Raw genomic sequence first — 16000 nt, forward strand, 5'->3', positions numbered from 1 at the left:
GGCCGCGCGCCCCCGGTGTTCGTGGGCCCCTGTGCCGTCCGTCCGTTCCGCCGGGTGCGTGCGGTGCCGCCGTGGCGGGGCCTGCGGGCCGGTGTGGGGCTCGCGTGTCCGCGCCGCCCGTTGCGGGGCGGTGCGGGGGCCGGCGCCGTGGGCGGCGGGTGCCGCGCGCGTCGGGGGTGGCGTCCGGTGCCGGTGCGCCGGGTCGGCCGTCCCGGTCGACAGGGTTGTCGACAGGGGCGTCGACAGGGGCGTCGACGCGGCGGTCGGCGCGCCGGTGCCGGGGGCGGAGGGACGGAGGCGGAGTCATCGGACGCACGCGGTGGTCAGATGTCCAGGAAGCGCACGTCCTTGGCGTTGCGCTGGATGAATTCGCGGCGCGGTTCGACGTCTTCGCCCATGAGCACGCTGAACAGTTCGTCGGCCTGGGCGGCGTCGTCGAGAGTGACCTGGAGCAGGATGCGGGTCTCGGGGTTCATGGTGGTCTCCCACAGCTCGTTGGCGTTCATCTCGCCGAGCCCCTTGAAGCGCTGCACCTGGTCGCGGGGGCGGGGGTCGCGCTTGCCCGCGGCGATGCCGGCCTCGATGATCGCGTCGCGTTCCCGGTCGGAGTAGGCGTAGTCGACGTCCTGTCCGCGGGCGTCCCACTTGATCTTGTAGAGCGGGGGCTGGGACAGGTAGACGTGCCCGGCCTCGATGAGCGGCTTCATGAACCGGAACAGCAGCGTGAGCAGCAGCGTGTTGATGTGGTGGCCGTCGACGTCCGCGTCCGACATCAGGATGATCTTGTGGTAGCGCAGTTTGGAGATGTCGAACTCGTCGTGCACGCCGGTGCCGAGCGCGGTGATGATCGCCTGGACCTCGTTGTTCTTGAGGATCTTGTCGATCCGCGCCTTCTCGACGTTGAGGATCTTGCCGCGGATGGGCAGGATCGCCTGGAAGTTGGCGTCGCGGCCGCCCTTGGCCGAGCCGCCGGCCGAGTCGCCCTCGACGATGTACAGCTCGGACCTGGCGGGGTCGGTGGACTGGCAGTCGGCCAGTTTGCCGGGCAGCGAGGTCGACTCGAGCAGGCTCTTGCGGCGGGTCAGGTCGCGGGCCTGACGCGCGGCGATGCGGGCGCGCGCCGCCTGCATGGCCTTGTGGACGATCTCCTTGGCCTCGCCGGGGTTGCGGTCGAACCAGTCGCGCAGGTGTTCGTGGCAGGCCTTCTGCACGAACGACCGGGCCTCGGTGTTGCCGAGCTTGGTCTTGGTCTGGCCCTCGAACTGGGGGTCGGCGAGTTTGATGGAGATGATGGCGGTGAGGCCCTCGCGGACGTCCTCGCCGGTGAGGTTGTCGTCCTTGTCCTTGAGGAGCCGCTGCTCCTTGGCGTACCGGTTGACGATGGCCGTGAGCGCCGCCCGGAAGCCTTCTTCGTGGGTGCCGCCTTCGGCGGTGTTGATGGTGTTGGCGAAGGTGTGCACCGATTCGGCGTACGAGGCGTTCCACTGCATGGCGATCTCGACGGCCATGCCCTCGGTGTCGTCGCTGAAGTAGATCACCGAGTCGTGGACGGCGTCCTTCTTGCTGTTGATGTAGCGGACGAAGTCCTCGACGCCGCCGTCGTAGTGGTAGCGGACGACCCGGGGTTCGCCGTTGATGTGGTCCGGCCGCTCGTCCCGCAGGGTGATCGACAGCCCCCGGTTGAGGAAGGCCATCTCCTGCATCCGGCGGGAGAGGGTCTCGAAGTTCCACTTGGTGGTCTCGAAGATCTCCGGGTCGGGCCAGAAGGTGATCGTGGTGCCGGTCTCGTCGGTCGGTTCGCCCTTGGCCAGGGGCGCCTCGGGGCCGCGCCAGGTGTAGGCCTGCCGCCAGACGTGGCCGTCGCGTCGGACCTCGGCCTCCAACCGGGTGGACAGCGCGTTCACCACCGCCGAGCCGACGCCGTGCAGACCGCCGGAGACCGCGTACGACTTGCCGTCGAACTTGCCTCCCGCGTGCAGGGTGGTGAGCACCAGCTCGATGGCGGGCCGCTTTTCCACAGGGTGCTCGCCGACCGGGATGCCGCGGCCGTTGTCGTAGACGCGGACTCCGCCGTCCGCCAGCAGCGTCACCTCGATGGTGTCGGCGTATCCGGCCAAGGCCTCGTCGACGGAGTTGTCGACGATCTCGTAGACGAGGTGGTGGAGCCCCCGTTCTCCGGTGGTGCCGATGTACATGCCGGGGCGCTTGCGAACCGCCTCCAGCCCTTCGAGGACAGTGATCGAACTAGCGTCGTACGCCAAAGGAGATCCTCCTGCCGGGGACGCTCGCCGTCCCGCGTCCGCGGCGGAACGCGGTGTGCCCCGTAACACACGTGAGAGCGCCCTTTCTCCAAGCAACACTGCGGGCCCTGGTGGATTCGGCCGCACGCCGATGAGCGGCAGGACCCGCCACGTGCTCCGGTGCGTCGGAGGGGAGCCGGGCGACCCGTGACGGCGCAGCATCCTGAACCCAACGTCATTCTACCGGCTCCAACCGACAAAAAGTGGCACTGACGAGCGCTGTGTGCGCGTGTGGCGGCCGAGCGGGCGAGGAGACACATCCCCCCATTCGACTGGGGGTGTCGTTTGGCCTACGGCGCGCTAGAAGCGGAACTCGGCGGTAGCCGTTCCGAACAGATGTTCGTCTCGGGCGTGCGTCTCCCCGCGGCCACGGTAGGTCGCGCCGCGGTGTGGTCCTGCCATCGTCCAGCACTGGTCCGCTCCGCTTCCGGCGCCGCCGCTCGCTTGTTCGGCCGCCGGCCGCGGCGGGGCTCCGCCCGCCGGGCGGCAGGTCGAAACTAGCGGCCGCCGCCGACATCCGGCCGTCTCGCCGCGCCAGCGGCCGCGAGCCCGGTCCGCGGCCGCCCCCCAAACCGGCTCATCACGGGCGACGCGGGATCGCCCGGGGTCAGCGGACGCGCCAGCCGCCCTGCCGGCGGGGGCCTGTGGACGGCCCGACGACCTTGACGCGTCGCACGGTGCCGTGGCCGAGTTCTTCGTTCAGGCGCTTGACGAGCGTGGACGACAAGAGGCGCAGTTGGGTCGCCCAGGTGGTGGAGTCGGCGGCGACCGTCAGCTCGCCGTCCTCGAAACGTTCCGGGCGGGTGTGCTCGGCCAGTTGCGGGCCGACGATGCCCGGCCAGTTGCCGAAGACGCCGCCCATGGCCGCGCGCTGTTCCCATCCCCGGGAGGCCAGCAGTTCGCGGATGGCCGCGCCGAACGGTTTGGGGTCGCCGCCCCGTCCCGGTTCGCGCAGCCGGACGGGACGTGGTGCTTTGCGCTGGCCGCCGCCCTGCCCCTGCCCGGGAACCGAGCCGCGTTTACGGGCGTCCGCCTTGGCCTGGGCCAGGGCCTCACGTGCGAGCTCTATCCCCGACTTGGCGGATGGTCGGGGGTGGCCCGCAGGCCGCGCGGGGCCGCCGTCCCCGGGGGCGTTCGTCCCCTGTGGACGCGGCGCACTCGACTCGCCGCTCCCGCCGGCCTCTGCCGCACCGCCGGCGGTTTCTGAAGGGGGCGTCCCACCTTTGCGAGGCGCGGGCGGGCGGGCCGGCTCAGAAGCATCGGATGTCCCCGCAGAGGGCGCGGGGGAGAGGTGCGGCGCGGAATCCCCCGATGCGGGGGAGTTGTGGACATCCTGTGGATGATCGTTCATGTCGGCTCGCTTGCGGGACGCCGCGGCCGGTCCGGCCGGAGGGTCATGCGGGGGTCACCGTGCCTCCGGACACGGCGAACGAGGCGCCGGTCAGTTCGTCCGGGACGTCGGCGGGGACGGCCGCGGTGATGAGGACCTGCTCGGCGGGCGCGACCATCTCCGCCAGGCGGCTGCGGCGGCCCGCGTCCAGCTCGGCGAACACATCGTCCAAGATCAGGACGGGGTCGTCGCCGTCGGCGCGCAGCAGCTCGTAGGACGCCAGCCGCAGCCCCAGGGACAGCGACCAGGACTCGCCGTGGCTGGCGTAGCCGCGCGCGGGCAGGTCCCCCAGCCGGATCACCAGCTCGTCCCGGTGCGGGCCCACGAGGCTCACTCCGCGTTCCAGTTCCTGGCGGCGCGCCTCGTTCAGCGCCTTGAGCAACGCCTCGGCCAGTTGTGCACGGTCTGTGGACAACTCGACGTCGCCCAGGGAGCTCTTGTAGGCGAGGTCGGCCTTTCCACCGGCCGGCGCCAACGCCTCATACGCGCGCGCCATGAGCGGACGCAGCGCCGCCACCAGGTCGAGCCGGGCCGCGAGAAGCTCCGCGCCGGTACGGGCGAGGTGGGAGTCCCACACGTCCAGGGTGGACAGAACCTCGGGGCCGGGGGCGCGCCTGTGCGCGGCCGCCGATTTCAACAGGGCGTTGCGCTGCTTGAGGACGCGTTCGTAGTCGGACCGCACGCCCGCGAATCGGGGGGCGCGGGCGGTCAGCAGCTCGTCGAGGAACCTGCGGCGCTCTCCCGGGTCGCCCTTGACCAGGGCCAGGTCTTCGGGGGCGAACAGGACGGTGCGCAGCATCCCCAGGATGTCGCGGGGCCGGGAGACGGGGGAGCGGTTGAGCCTGGCGCGGTTGGACTTGCCCGGGTTGATCTCCAGTTCGATCAGGGCTTTGCGGTCGTCCCGGACCACACCGGCGCGCACGATCGCGCGGGGCGCACCCTGCCGGACGAGGGGGGCGTCCGTGGCGACGCGGTGGCTGCCGTGCGTGGACACGTACGCGACGGCTTCCACGAGGTTGGTCTTGCCCTGTCCGTTGGGGCCCACGAACGCGCTGACTCCCGGCTCGAGCGCCACTTCGGCGGAGGCGTAGGAGCGGAAGTCCTGGAGCGAAAGGTGGGCGACGTGCACGGAACACGAGCGTAGAGCCTTCCGCCGCCCTCGTTCGCCACGCCTCGTCTCCCACATCCGCCCCAGAGTTGTCCACACCCCCTGTGGACAACTCTGGGGGCTCGGGGTGCGCGCCTGGGGATCAGGCGGGGGGCGCGGCGACGTCGGCCCCCGGGGAGTCGGCGCCCTTGGCGCTCTCCACGGCGTGGCCGCCGAACTGGTTGCGCAGGGCCGCCACGACCTTCATCGCGGGGGAGTCGTCCTGGCGGGACGCGAACCGGGCGTAGAGCGACGCGGTGATCGCGGGCAGGGGGACGGCGTGGTCGACGGCGGCCTGCACCGTCCACCGGCCCTCGCCGGAGTCCTCGGCGTAGCCGCGGATCTCCTCCAGGTGCGGGTCGTCGGCGAGCGCCCGGTTCATCAGGTCCAGCAGCCAGGACCGGATGACCGTGCCCTCCTGCCAGCTGCGGAACGTCTCGGCCACGTTGTCGACCAGGCCGCTCGCCTCGATCAGCTCGTAGCCTTCGCCGAAGGCCTGCATCATCGCGTACTCGATGCCGTTGTGGACCATCTTGACGAAGTGCCCGGCGCCGTTCCTGCCGGCGTGCACGAACCCGTACTCGCCCTCCGGCTTGAGCGTCTCGAAGATCGGCATGAGCCGCTTCACGTGCTCGTCCTCGCCGCCGACCATGAGGGCGTAGCCGTTCTCCAGGCCCCACACTCCGCCGCTGACGCCGCAGTCGACGAACCCGATGCCCTTGGCGGCCAGTTCCGCGCCGTGCCGCTGGTCGTCCACGTAGTGGGAGTTGCCGCCGTCGACGACGACGTCGCCCGGCTGGAGCAGTTCCCCCAGCCTGTGGATGGTGTCGCGGGTGGGCTCGCCCGCCGGGACCATCACCCACACCGCGCGGGGCGGGGTCAGCCGCTCGACCAGCTCCTCCAGCGACGCGACGTCGCTGACGTCGGGGTTGCGGTCGTAGCCGACGACGGTGTGGCCGCCGCGGCGCAGCCGCTCGGCCATGTTCCCGCCCATCTTGCCGAGGCCGATGATCCCCAGCTCCATGTTCAACTCTCCCTGTCGCGTTCGGCGCGTCGGCGTCCCGGCGCGTCCGGCCGGCCGGCCGCGTCCCGGCGGTTCCCGCTCCCGGGCCGGGTCGCTGCCGTCCCGGCCCGCACGGCCCGCCCACGGTCGACGCCGGCGGTGACCGGGCGGTCCCGGCGCGGTCCGCGGGTCGGCCCGTCCGGTGCGTCCACAGGACGCCCGGCTCCGGCCCGGACGCGGATGGCGCCGCCCCGGCGGCGCCCGGCCCGTGCCCCGGCCCGGCTGGTCCCGGTATGACCGTGCCCGCCGTAGCCCGTGGCCACCCGCGGTACCGCGACCGCTTCCGGGCGGACCGCCGGGAAGCGTCCGAAGGGGGCCGGTGCCGAGGGGTTCGGCGACCGTCGCCGGCGCGACGCGGCGGGCCGACCCGTTCGCGGGCCGGGTCCTCGCCGGTCACGCGCGCGTTCGGCTTCTTCGCTTGGTCTGTGGCTTGTGCTGACTGTTTCGCTGCCCTTGCGGTTGTGAGGCTACGACTGTCGCGAAGAAACCGGTATGCCGGGTCCTGGTCGCGCGCCCGTCCGGCGGCCCGGGGCGCGGGCGCCGCGCCGGGCCGCCGGGCACGCGCCGGTCAGCTCGACAGGCGCACCGGCATGATCAGGTACCGGTAGTTGGGGTCGGAGCCCTCCTCCGGCGGCTTGCCGGTGAGGACGGCGGGCTTGGTCGGCGTGGTGAACGACAGCCGCGCCACGTCCGAGCTGATCGCCGACAGCCCGTCCAGCAGGAAGCCGGGGTTGAACGCGATGTCGATGTCCTCGCCCTCCAGCGTGGCCTCCAGGGCCTCCACGGCCTGCGCCTCGTCCCCGGTGCCCGCCTCCAGGACCACCTCGCCCTGCCGGAACGACAGCCGCACCGGCGTGTTGCGCTCGGCCACCAGCGACACGCGCTTGACCGCCTCGATGAACGGGGAGGTCTGCACCTCGGCGAGCCCGGCGTACTCGCTGGGCAGCAGCGACCGGTACTTGACGAAGTCGCCGTCCAGCAGCCGCGAGGTGACGCGGCGGCCGCCGCCCGCGAAACCGATCATCCCCTCGCCGGTGCCGCCCGCGCCGCCGAGCGCGATCGACACCTCGGCGCCCGCGGTCAGCGACTTGGCCGTGTCGGCCAGGGTCTTGGCGGGGACCAGCGCCACCGCCGAGAAGTCCGGCCGCTCCGGCTTCCAGTGCAGCTCCCGGACGGCCAGCCGGTAGCGGTCGGTGGAGGCCAGCGTGACGGTCTCGCCCTCGATCTCCACGCGGACGCCGGTGAGCATCGGGATCGTGTCGTCCTTGCCCGCGGCGATGGCGACCTGGCCGACCGCGGCGGCGAACTCGTCGCTGCCGACCGCGCCCGCGGCCGGCGGCATCTCCGGCAGCGTCGGGTAGTCCTCCACAGGCATGGTCAGGAGCGTGAACTTCGCGCTGCCGCAGCGCAGCATCACCTTGGCCCCGTCCGTGCTGACCTCCACGGGCTGCGGAGGCAGGCTGCGCGAGATCTCGGCCAGCAGCCGCCCCGACACCAGCGCGGTGCCCGGCTCCTCGGTGTCGATGTCGGTGGCGACCTGCGCCGACACCTCGTAGTCGAACGCCGACAGCGTCAGCCGGTCGGCGGCCTCGATGTGCATGCCCGCGAGCACGGGCACCGGCGGCCGGACCGGAAGGGTCCGTGCCGTCCAGGCCACGGCGTCGGCCAGGGCGTCTCTGTCGATGCGGAACTTCACAGGGACCCGCCTCCTGCAGGTTTCGGACTAGGGGTGAGGTGGAACAGATCGTTCAGCCGGAGCGCCCGGGGCACGGGATCCCCAGGCCCTGAGTTGAGATGAGTTTTCTCTTTGGAGATACATAGGGAAGCACTCGTCATAGGGGCCGTGGAAAGTGTGGACACCGGGCGTCGTCCCAGGTGAAGCGGCGGTTTTCTGTCCACGGCGGCTGTGCGCGCGGACTGTGCACGACGGCGTCGCCTGAGGACGGAGCGTTCGTCCCCACACGGATTCCTCATCTCGTCCCCCGGTTGTCCACGAGTTGTCCGCAGGCCGTCCCGCCTTCGAGCGGCGGAGGGGTCGTCCTCCGCGTCCGGGCCGGCGCGCGTCCCCAGGGCGTCCCCAGCGATTCCCCAAGCGGTCCACGGGGTCGTCCCCAGGCGGCCCGTCGGCCATCCCCAAGGGTCCCTGATCCGTCCACGTGTCGTCCTCAGGTTCTCCGCAGGTTGTCCGCAGGTTGTCCCAGGGCTTTTCCACGGAGATCCCCAAGGTTTTCCACAGGTTGTGGGCGGAGAGGTCCGCGTCGGGCTCCCCGGAGCGGGCGGCGCGGCGCCTTCCGCCGGCCGCCCGAACCGTCGTGAGCCGCTCCGAACGCAAGGCCCGCACCGCGCCGGCGCACCCGGCCGAGCGCCCGCTCAGCGCTTGCGGGCCTGGTGCTTGATCCGTCCCGTCAGCTCGGTGACCTGGTTGTATATCGCGCGACGCTCGGCCATCAGCGCCCGGATCTTGCGCTCGGCGTGCATCACGGTGGTGTGGTCGCGGCCGCCGAACGCCTGCCCGATCTTCGGCAGCGACATGTCGGTGAGCTCGCGGCACAGGTACATGGCGATCTGCCGGGCGGTCACCAGCATCCGGGAGCGCGACGGTCCACAGAGGTCCTCGATCGTCGTCCCGAAGTACTCCACAGTCTGCGCCATGATCATCGACGCGGTGATCTCCGGGCCGGTGTCGTTGGGGATGAGGTCCTTCAGGACGATCTCGGCCAGCTGCATGTCCACCGACTGCCGGTTCAGGCTGGCGAACGCCGTCACCCGGATCAGCGCGCCTTCCAGCTCCCGGATGTTGGTGGCGATCTGCGAGGCGATGAACTCCAGCACGTCCGGCGGCACCGCCAGACCCTCCTGGCGCGCCTTCTTCTGCAGGATCGCGATCCGGGTCTCCAGCTCCGGCGGCTGGACGTCGGTGGTCAGCCCCCACTCGAACCGGTTGCGCAGCCGGTCCTCCAGCGTCACCAGCTCCTTGGGCGGACGATCACTGGAGATCACGATCTGCTTGCTGGCGTTGTGGAGCGTGTTGAAGGTGTGGAAGAACTCCTCCTGCGTCTGCTCCTTGCCCTCGAGGAACTGGATGTCGTCGACGAGGAGGATGTCCACATCCCGGTAGCGGCGGCGGAACCCGTCGGCCTTGCCGTCGCGGATGGAGTTGATGAAGTCGTTGGTGAACTCCTCGGAGCTGACGTACCGGACGCGCGCCCCGTTGAACAGGCTCTGCGCGTAGTGCCCGATCGCGTGCAGCAGGTGCGTCTTGCCCAGCCCCGAGTCCCCGTAGATGAACAGCGGGTTGTACGCCTTGGCGGGCTGCTCGGCCACGGCCACGGCCGCCGCGTGCGCGAACCGGTTGGACGAGCCGATGACGAACGTCTCGAACGTGTACTTGGGGTTCAGCCGGGCGTGCTCGCCCACGCCCCCCGGCGCCGGCCCCGTGTACCCCGCGACAGGCCCGGCACCGCCCGGCAGCGGACCCCCGCCGCCCGGCACGGGGCCGTGCCCGGTCTCCGGAGCGCCGCTCGCCCCGGCGCCCTCGCCGGGCGACTGCTGCTCGTCGTCCTGGAACGACTGCTCGTCCTGACGTCCGGGCTGGGACGACTCCCCGCCGTGCCCCTGCGCCTCCGCGCCTCCACGACGCGGAGCGCCCAGCATGCGGTCGTTCAGATGCGACGGGGCGCGCCCGTGCGCGGCGGGCCCCGCCTGCGGCCCCTGGGACGGCCCCTGCTCACGCTGCCCCTGCCCGAACGCCTCGCCGGAGCCGAAGCCCTCTCCAGCGCCGTACCCTTCGCCCGGACGAGGCCCCGGCCGGCCGCCGTGCCCCGGGTAGCCGCCGTGCTGCCCCCGCGGGTCGAACGGGAAGTGCTGTTCCCTCTGAAGCTCAGGCCCCATGCCGTACGGCACGTGCCGCGGCCCGTAATGGTCGCTGTCACGCTGGGGCCAGCTCCGGTCGTCATCCCCAGGCTGGGGATAACTCGCGGGGCCGCCCTGATGCCTGCCGCCGTACCCCTGCTCGGAGTAGCGGTCTCCGCCGTACGGACGCTCCCCGTAAGGCCCTTCCCCGTACGCCTCGCCCCCGTAGGAGCGCTCGCCGTACGACGGCCCCCTGTCGTGATGCTGCTGGCCCTGCGGTTCGGACTGGCCCCCTTGGGCGGCGGGCGGCTCCGGCTGGACGGTCACCGCGACCCGGATCTCCCTGCCCAGCTCGTGGGACAACGCCTGTGTGATCAGGCTGCGCAGCCGCGTCTCCAACGCGTCCTTGGCGAACTCGTTCGGCGCGGCCAGCAGCGCCGTCCCCTCCACCAGCGCCAGCGGACGGACCATCGGCAGCCACGCGCGGTAGCTTGCGGGCAGATCCCCCTCGGAGAGCGCAGTGAGGGTGCGGGCCCAGACCGATGCGAGATCTTGACCGTCCATGCGCAAGGTCCCTCCCCAATCTCCGTCAACCGGAGTACCCGACTGCCCGACAACCCCGCGGGCACCGGATGGCTCAGAGACCCCTGCGGCGCCGCGGGAGACCTACTCTCTCATGAGTTGTCCACAGAGTTGTCCACACGCTGTGCATGAGCATGGGGAATCCCCTGTGTAAAAGTCACAACGCCTGCGACCGGTCGGGCGGTGATCGGGGAGTGTTCGCGCCGCGCGAAACCGCGGGCTCCTTCTGGAGAGGGGGCGCCGGCACACAAGACCATGCCCTGGCCGGCTCGATCGGTGACACTAGCGCCCGCCTGGGGACGCTCGCAACACAAGTCGCAGATCAGCCCAGAAATCCACAGGACCTCTGAGGACAGCCGCCGAACCTCCCCTCACCCATCGGAACCATCCCCCGGAACCCCCTGCCCCGCCCAGGCCACACCGCTTCAAGAGGGCCCTTCCAGCAGCCCCCTGACCCCAGCCACGCACCGTCCCAACGGCTACGACGGACAACCGCAGACAGCCCGACGCCAAGACCGACCAAGCGCCAGCACGCGCCATGACCCACCCGTTGGGAGCGCCGTACCGAATCCCGACGGTTGCCTCGCTGAGGTTCGCGCAAGTCTGGTCCACCGATCCAAACGCAGGCTGTGGCGCTGCGACGGCGAACCTCTCTAGGCGTATACCTGAAGGCGCCCAAGGAGGCGGGTAGCAGGCTGCGCCGTGTATGGGGCGCCCTCGAGGCCAGGTGCGGCGGGTCACCTTGCCCCCCGGGGGGAGTGTGGCGCCGAAATCCCCGGAGGCGCGCGACGGTCGCGCTGGGGCTTTTGCAGCGCACGGCGCTGGGACGGCATGCGGGTGCCCGAACCAACGTCGCGGCCGAGCACTACCACCGAAGCCTCTCTGGGCCCATGCTGCCGAGCCGACGACTGAGGCGCCCGCCATTGAAAAGCAGTGCCGGGCAAGACCAGGTGTGGCGGAATACACCCCACGCTCCTTTGTGGACTGACCACGAATCCGTTCGCACGGCGGCCGCAGCGGCATCACGGCGGTCTGACACGCTCAAGGAGCCTGAGGGCGCCCAAGGAGGCGGGTGGCAGGCTGCGCCGTGTATGGGGCACCTTCGGGGCCAGGTGCGGCGGGTCGCCGTGCGCCAGTCCCCCCCCGTGGGGAGTGCGGCGCCGAAGCTCTCCGATGCGCCGATGGGCGCGCTGGGGCTTTTGCAGCGCACGGCGCTGGGACGGCATGCGGGTGCCCGAACCAACGTCGCGGCCGAGCACTACCACCGAAGCCTCTCTGGGCCCATGCTGCCGAGCCGACGACTGAGGCGCCCGCCATTGAAGAGCCGGGCAGGTCGCCGTCCGGCGCCGTGGTGCCGCCGAACAGCGCCTGCGTGGGCGTTCGGGGCAGTTCGGCGTCGACGCGGGCGCGCAGCGCGGGAGAGGCGGACGCGTCGCCGACCAGCACCTCGCCGAGCAGGGGCTGCGTTGTCGCTGATGACGATCCTCTTGGAGATCCTGGCGACCGGGGCGGTGTAGGCGACCGCAGAGCTGGCCGCCCCTTGGAAGGCCAGGTGTGGTGGACTCCGCCCGCGCTTGTCTTTGTGGAATGGCCGCAGCGGCATCACGGCGGTCTGACACGATCAAGGAGCCTGAGAAGGCTCCCGAGAGGCGGGTAGCGGGCTGAGGCGCGCTGTGGGACGCCATGGGGGTCAGGTGTCGCGGCGTCGCCTTGGTCGCCAGGTGGGGACGGGGCTCGGGTTCCACCGCGAGTCCGATGTGGGATGGCTGGTGCGCGGGAGGCTGCGGTTCGGCGCACGGGCGCCCGGCATCACGGCGACGTCGACAACTGCCGCCGCACCCTTCTAGGGAGCGGATGCTCAGAGACGTCAGGAGACGTCTTCTCGGGCCCAGGAGCGGCTGCTTCGTCCTGAGCGTGCCCCGGGGGCAGCGCGGCGCCGAACCATCACGGAGCTTTCCAACGGGCGCCCGCACCGAGGGCTTGGGCAGTGCGCGTCCGCTGATGCCATCGCAAGACGCGACGATGAGGCGGCCACATGGGTATCGCAGATGGGGACGTGTCGAAGGTCTCGGCGATAGAGGGGGGCACTGGCGGAGTCGGCGGTGGTGCTCGCCCCTGCGGTCGGTGCGAGTCAGAACGAGCGGCAGGTGCGCTTGGCGCCACCTAAGTAGCGGTCAAGCGCCGGCGCCAGGCATGTAGCGGGGGCGGCGTCCGATTGGGAGGTAAGCGCGGGGGAGACCACACAGGGCGACGTGGGCTGTGTGAGAGGCGGCGAGCCTAAGGGGCCGGTTCGGGGAGTCGGAACAACAAGAGGGCAGGCTGTCGGTACAGCAGGGGGGCGCCGCGCTCGCGCACCAGCGGCACCGGGCTGGCACGTAGGGGTCGTCGTCGGTGGAGAGCAGGGGCGCGTCCGGGAAGGAAAGGCCGGGAGCTGAGGCTGCGTCCCGGCGCCGGGCCGGGGCTGGACGCAGAGAAGGCCTTCAGAGCGTCGTTCCGTTTGACCAGAGGGGTTCGTAGCCCGTAACGTGCTGAGGTCGAGTCGCATCGACGGAGATGACGCGTGCCCGCCGTCGGCCCCCTCGGGAAGTACGGACGGGCCCCCGGCTGCGGGGGACCAGACGCGGCCCGCGATGCGAGCATTCGCGCTTGAAGAGCAGCCGACCGCAGCACTGGAGCCTGGAGTGAGCAAGCGTACTTACCAGCCGAACAACCGTCGCCGCCACAAGAAGCACGGCTTCCGGCTGCGCATGCGCACCCGTGCCGGGCGTGCGATCCTCGCCGCGCGGCGCCGCAAGGGGCGCGCCCGCATCGCGGTTTGATCGACCCCTTCCACGCTCATGCTGCCGTCCGGGAACCGGATGCGGCGGCGGGAGGATTTCACCCTGGCCGTCCGGCGCGGTCGCCGCGCCGGACGGCCGACTGTCGTCGTGCACCTGCTCCGCCGAGACGACGCCGCGCAGGCCGACCACGCACCGCTGGTGGGGTTCATCGTGGCGCGGACGGTCGGTAGCGCGGTCGTGCGCAATCGCGTGCGCAGGCGGCTGCGGCACCTCGTCCGAGCACACCTCGATCGACTTCCGCAAGGTAGCCTGCTCGTAGTGCGCGCGAACCCCCGCGCGGGAACGGCGCGCCACGGCGAACTGGCCGCGGATCTGGAGTCGGCGCTCGACCGGCTGCTGCGGCCCGCGTCCAAGGGGCGGAGATGATGAGCCAGCAAGGGGGAGCGGCCCCCTCGCACCACGCGGCCGGGCGAGTCGGCCTCGCGGCCCGGTCGCTCATGCTTCTCGTCCGCGCCTACCGACGCTTCCTCAGCCCCCTGCTCGGGCAACAATGCCGCTTCTATCCCACCTGCAGCGCGTATTCCCTTGAGGCGCTGCAGACGCACGGCGCCCTGCGCGGCACCTGGCTCACCGTCCGGCGGATCGGACGGTGCCATCCATTCCACCGCGGCGGATACGATCCGGTTCCGCCCCCCAAGGTGCCGAAAGCCGGCGAGGCCGCCACGGACCCCGGCGGCCCGGCGGCCGCCCCTGAGGCGCCCGCCACGACCGCCCCCGGCCGCGAGGAAAGCGGCCCCGCGCTAGCAGAGCCCAAGGAGCTGCCCGGTGCTTGATTGGCTGTACGAGATAGTCGCTCAGCTCATCGTCTGGATCCATAGCGGTCTGAGCCTTGTCTTCCCCAAGAACAGCGGGTGGGCCTGGGGCGGCGCCATCATCCTGCTGACCGTGCTCTTCCGGATCCTGCTCTTCCCCCTGTTCGTGAAGCAGATCCACGCGTCGCGGAAGATGCAGGAGCTGAACCCGAAGGTTCAGGCGCTGCGCAAGAAGTACAAGAACGACAAGCAGCGCCTCAACCAGGAGGTCATGAAGCTCTACCAGGAGCACGGCGCCAACCCGCTGTCGGGCTGCCTGCCGCTCCTGGTGCAGATGCCGGTCTTCATCGGGCTCTTCCAGGTGCTGCGGCGGATCTCGGACGCCCGCCCGGGGGAGGGCGTCTTCGCGGTCACCCCGGACCTGGTCAAGAGCGCGCAGGAGGCCAACATCTTCGGCGCGCACATCCCCGACACCTTCCTCAACGCCTGGCAGAACGACCCCAAGAGCTGGAGCGCGATCGTCGTCACCGGCCTCGCCGTGATCATCAGCTCCTGCACGACCTTCTTCACGGTCCGGGCCAGCATGAAGCGCGCCCAGATGCAGCAGGGCGCGGTGGACGAGGCCAACCCGATGATGCAGGCGCAGAAGATGATGGTCTTCCTGGCGCCCTTCTTCGGCCTGTTCGGGCTGGGCTTCCCGCTGGGCGTGTTGATGTACTGGGTGACGTCCAACAGCTGGACGCTCGCGCAGCAGCACTACATCTACAAGCGCTACCCGCAGCAGCCCTCCAACGGCGCCAACGGCTCTCGCACCGGCGCCCCGGCGGGCAAGGCCAAGACCGCGAAGGCCGCCGCCACCGCGGCCGCGGGGGCCGGACGGGGTAAGAACGCCAAGGGCCGTACGAAGAAGGACGCTGCCGCGCCCGCCGACACCGCCCCCAAGCCGAAGGTCGTTCGCAACCAGCCGACTCGTAAGCCGCGCAGCAAGCGCAGCGGCAGTCAAAAGCGCTAGGTTGTGATTGCGGTCCACGCCGAAGAAGGAGACCCCGTTGAGCCAGACCGACACCACTGAGGTCGACGTCCAGGCGCTCGAACAAGAGGGCGAGATCGCCGCCGACTACATCGAGGGCCTGCTGGACATCGGTGACTACGACGGCGACATCGACATGGACGTCGAGGGCGAGCGCGCGGTCGTCGCGGTGGTCGGCGCGTCCCTGGACGAACTGGTCGGCAAGCGCGGGGAGGTGTTGGAGGCCCTACAGGAGCTGACCCGTCTGGCGGTGCACCGGAAGACCGGCAACCGCAGCCGCCTCATGCTCGACATCGGCGGCTACCGTGAGCGGCGCCGCGCGGAGCTGACCAAGCTCGGGCAGGACGTGGCCGACGAGGTCAAGCAGAGCGGCACGCCCAAGCCGCTGGCCCCGATGACGCCCTTCGAGCGCAAGATCGTGCATGACGCGGTGGCCGCCGTCGGCCTGCGCAGCGAGTCGGAGGGCGAAGAGCCTGAACGGTACGTGGTCGTCTACCCCTCCTGATCGGCCTGCCGCTAACAGTCCGGCTTCACGACTCCGAGGCCCCGATTCCGCATGGCGGACATCGGGGCCTTTCCTTATCCGCCGTCCCGGATCATCCGACCGACACACTGACCGGTTCCGGACTCCAAGCATCGACCTTGCGCACCCGCCGTCCTCGCACGAGCGTCGACGGACGGGGAGGTGACTCGTCGTCGAACCCCGAAGGCCGCCGCCGCACCGCATGTCTGCGGGAGCACACCGCCGCGGCGCCCTTCGACATGCTGGTCGGCCCAACACGGGCGTACTGTCACCTCGGAAATGCCACACCTTCCTTGCTTCCAGCCCCCGCCATGCAGCCACACCGTGTGCCGTGACGGTCGCGCCGGCTCCTGCCGGTTGGACGGTCATGCCGTCACCTCTCCTTACCGTCGGCCGTACGTACCGGCCCACTTCGCGCGACACGTTGTCCGGCGCCGCCCGCACCAGCCCTACTGGACCACGAACTACGCAGCGGTCCCGAGACCGCCGACCCCCGACGCCCTCCGTGTGCGAGCCGGACG

Annotated in this window: 11 protein-coding genes; 5 read left to right on the forward strand and 6 right to left on the reverse strand. The window is 71.0% G+C overall.

Annotated elements, in window-relative coordinates; translation table 11 throughout:
• Positions 1–323: 323 nt before the first annotated feature.
• The 6 genes from gyrB to dnaA all read right to left on the reverse strand — a co-directional run bounded on the left by gyrB (position 324) and on the right by dnaA (position 10316).
• Positions 324–2261, reverse strand: coding sequence for a DNA topoisomerase (ATP-hydrolyzing) subunit B (gene gyrB / locus AR3_RS08775; protein WP_083951140.1), 1938 nt, complete (start codon positions 2259–2261; stop codon positions 324–326).
• A gap of 646 nt (positions 2262–2907) precedes the next feature.
• The gene (locus tag AR3_RS32780) at positions 2908–3651 is read right to left on the reverse strand and encodes a DciA family protein (protein WP_083951142.1); all 744 of its coding nucleotides are present in this window, start codon (positions 3649–3651) and stop codon (positions 2908–2910) included.
• A gap of 43 nt (positions 3652–3694) precedes the next feature.
• Entirely contained in the window at positions 3695–4819 is a 1125-nt protein-coding gene (gene recF / locus AR3_RS08785; RefSeq protein WP_067911265.1) for a DNA replication/repair protein RecF, read from the reverse strand.
• 121 nt (positions 4820–4940) lie between these two features.
• Positions 4941–5861, reverse strand: coding sequence for a phosphogluconate dehydrogenase (NAD(+)-dependent, decarboxylating) (gnd, locus tag AR3_RS08790; protein ID WP_067911268.1), 921 nt, complete (start codon positions 5859–5861; stop codon positions 4941–4943).
• 607 nt (positions 5862–6468) lie between these two features.
• Positions 6469–7596, reverse strand: a complete 1128-nt coding sequence (gene dnaN, locus AR3_RS08795) for a DNA polymerase III subunit beta (RefSeq protein WP_067911271.1) — start codon at positions 7594–7596, stop codon at positions 6469–6471.
• A 674-nt stretch (positions 7597–8270) separates the two neighbouring features.
• Positions 8271–10316 carry a chromosomal replication initiator protein DnaA gene (gene dnaA / locus AR3_RS08800; RefSeq protein WP_067911275.1) on the reverse strand — a complete coding sequence of 682 codons (2046 nt, stop codon included), beginning with the start codon at positions 10314–10316 and terminating at the stop codon, positions 8271–8273.
• 2699 nt (positions 10317–13015) lie between these two features.
• Here dnaA and rpmH point away from each other — a divergent pair.
• The 5 genes from rpmH to AR3_RS08820 are packed head-to-tail and all read left to right on the forward strand — an operon-like array spanning position 13016 to position 15461.
• A complete protein-coding gene (rpmH, locus tag AR3_RS29430) occupies positions 13016–13153 on the forward strand; it encodes a 50S ribosomal protein L34 (RefSeq protein ID WP_083951144.1) in 138 nt (45 codons plus the stop codon).
• Positions 13154–13192: 39 nt separating this feature from the next.
• On the forward strand, positions 13193–13540 hold the full coding sequence (gene rnpA, locus AR3_RS08805) for a ribonuclease P protein component (RefSeq protein ID WP_245637868.1): 348 nt from the start codon (positions 13193–13195) through the stop codon (positions 13538–13540).
• Positions 13537–13947, forward strand: coding sequence for a membrane protein insertion efficiency factor YidD (yidD, locus tag AR3_RS08810; protein ID WP_083951146.1), 411 nt, complete (start codon positions 13537–13539; stop codon positions 13945–13947). Before rnpA ends, yidD begins: the two co-directional genes overlap by 4 nt.
• The gene (gene yidC, locus AR3_RS08815) at positions 13940–14938 is read left to right on the forward strand and encodes a membrane protein insertase YidC (protein WP_067911284.1); all 999 of its coding nucleotides are present in this window, start codon (positions 13940–13942) and stop codon (positions 14936–14938) included. The genes yidD and yidC overlap by 8 nt, the downstream gene beginning before the upstream one ends.
• Positions 14939–14975: 37 nt before the next feature.
• Positions 14976–15461 carry a Jag family protein gene (locus AR3_RS08820; RefSeq protein WP_067911287.1) on the forward strand — a complete coding sequence of 162 codons (486 nt, stop codon included), beginning with the start codon at positions 14976–14978 and terminating at the stop codon, positions 15459–15461.
• The last annotated feature ends 539 nt before the right edge of the window (positions 15462–16000 follow it).

It is taken from the genome of Actinomadura rubrobrunea NBRC 15275 (genome assembly GCF_001552235.1).
Classification (GTDB): Bacteria; Actinomycetota; Actinomycetes; order Streptosporangiales; family Streptosporangiaceae; genus Spirillospora; species Spirillospora viridilutea.